The sequence below is a fragment of the Klebsiella sp. K5-45 genome (assembly GCF_030128605.1).
In the GTDB taxonomy this organism is placed as follows: domain Bacteria; phylum Pseudomonadota; class Gammaproteobacteria; order Enterobacterales; family Enterobacteriaceae; genus Klebsiella; species Klebsiella quasipneumoniae.
This window is the reverse complement of sequence record NZ_JAKUZW010000048.1, coordinates 1-1,752: the sequence shown is the minus strand read 5'-3', so window position 1 is coordinate 1,752 and position 1,752 is coordinate 1. Positions and strand designations below refer to the sequence as shown.

The window sequence follows — 1,752 nt, the reverse complement described above, 5'->3', positions numbered from 1 at the left end:
TTCTGAAGCCGGTTCAGATCGGCTTCCATTTGTGCGATACGGCGGGAGACTTTTTCGGAACGGCTGCCGAAGTTCATCCGGCGAAGTTTATCCAGCTGCGCCTGCAGATGGTCTATTTCGCGCTCCCTGTCTGCCAGCTTTTCCAGCAGGGCACGGTTCAGCGCTTCCTGTTCGGCAAGGCGCTGTTTCAGCAGAAGGATGTCGTCAGAAGAGATGTCATTCATAAGCCAGCATTTTACCAGGCTTATTCTGCGACAACCAGGATAAAGAAGCCTACAGCATGGTCAGGGAGGTCCGCAACTGCTTCGGCTGTCGCCAGTCGATGCCTTCCAGCAGCATTGCCAGCTGCGCCGGGGTCAGGAACACTTTGCCATCGCGAGCTGACGGCCAGGCGAAGCGCCCGCGCTCCAGCCGTTTGGTCAGCAGGCACAGCCCGTCGCCGGTGGACCACAGAAGTTTAACCTGACTGCCGCTGCGGCCCCGGAAGATGAAGACATGGCCGGACATCGGTTCGTCTTTCAGCGCCGTCTGCACTTTTGCAGCCAGCCCGTTGAAGCCGTTTCTCATATCGGTAATACCGGCAACCAGCCAGATTTTGGTGCCTGTTGGTAGCTGGATCATCGCTTCAGTTCCTGTATCAGCAGAGTCAGAAGCTTTTCGCTGACAGTGCCGTTGAGGCGGAGTGTCCCGTGCCGGAACGTTACCTCACAGCTGATGCTGAGCTCTGAGTCCTCAGCGGGCGGTTCTGGTTGTACGGCGGTGGCATCGAGAGTCACAGGAAGTAACTGAGGACTCTCAGAGGAAGGTAATAGCAGCTTTCCCTCGCGCCACTGCTGGCGCCATTTAAAGAGCAGATTGGCATTAATGCCATTTTCAAGCGCCAGTTTTGAGATGGATATCCCGGGTTCGCAGGAGGCAGCAACGAGTTGCTGTTTAAACTCAGGAGAATAATTAGGGCAGCCTTTACGCCTGCCGGGAGTCATATTTTTCTGCATATCTGACACTTTGGTTCCCACTACTTATTTGGTGGACACCACTTTGTCGGATGCTTCAGATTATGACCAGACGGTTCACGCTGTACGCTTACACATGTTGAAACAATTGATGAAATTAAAAATACGCTTTGCCCTTACTGTAAAATGCTGATCAGCAAGGAAGAAATCACACGACAAATTCAGAGTAATGTTGCAAGGCGAATTGAGGCTATGCTCGGAGGACTAAAATAGCCCTTCGTGGTTCAGTCGAAGGAAAGGCTACGTAATAAACCAAGGATGAATATGAGCGCTGACAGCGATCTAAAGGCATGTGGTTCTAATAAACGCTCTCCTCAATGTCATTCAGGCGTTCAGGTCTGACCTGTTCTGTTTCAGATAATCACTGATACTGAGGCCGGACAAACGAATTTTATCCGAAACCTCCCTGAACTGCTCTTTCCAGCCATTTGTCAGATGTCTTTGCGACGCGATTTTACAGGCGACGCTGAACGGCGTTCTCCCCAGTTTCTCGGAAAGCCAGAAAAGATGCTTACCAATATCATCATTCGGGACGCCATCGAGCGCATCCAGTAATAAAGTTTCCTCTTCAGCCACCCAGGCCTGGCGGGCATTCGGAAAGCGTGGGTCAGGTGACCTGCCCCCACGATTAGATACAACACTCAGTTAGTAACGTCGGAATCTTCATTCTCAGAATGACCCTTTCTCCAGCCCGCTGCAAATTCAGACGGTGTCTGATAATTCAGCGTGGAGTGCGGGC

Annotated in this window: 2 protein-coding genes and 2 pseudogenes; all 4 read right to left on the bottom strand. The window is 52.0% G+C overall.

Annotation, left to right across the window (positions count from 1 at the left end; all coding sequences use genetic code 11):
- A pseudogene (locus MKS11_RS27355) lies at window positions 1-224 on the bottom strand (IS66 family transposase); the annotation flags it as partial.
- A 49-nt stretch (window positions 225-273) separates the two neighbouring features.
- Window positions 274-621, bottom strand: coding sequence for an IS66 family insertion sequence element accessory protein TnpB (tnpB, locus tag MKS11_RS27350; RefSeq protein ID WP_048292253.1), 348 nt, complete (start codon window positions 619-621; stop codon window positions 274-276).
- The gene (gene tnpA, locus MKS11_RS27345) at window positions 618-995 is read right to left on the bottom strand and encodes an IS66-like element accessory protein TnpA (protein WP_004118218.1); all 378 of its coding nucleotides are present in this window, start codon (window positions 993-995) and stop codon (window positions 618-620) included. Before tnpA ends, tnpB begins: the two co-directional genes overlap by 4 nt.
- A gap of 342 nt (window positions 996-1,337) precedes the next feature.
- Window positions 1,338-1,631: pseudogene (locus MKS11_RS27340) on the bottom strand (DNA-binding protein); the annotation flags it as partial.
- Window positions 1,632-1,752: the final 121 nt, after the last annotated feature.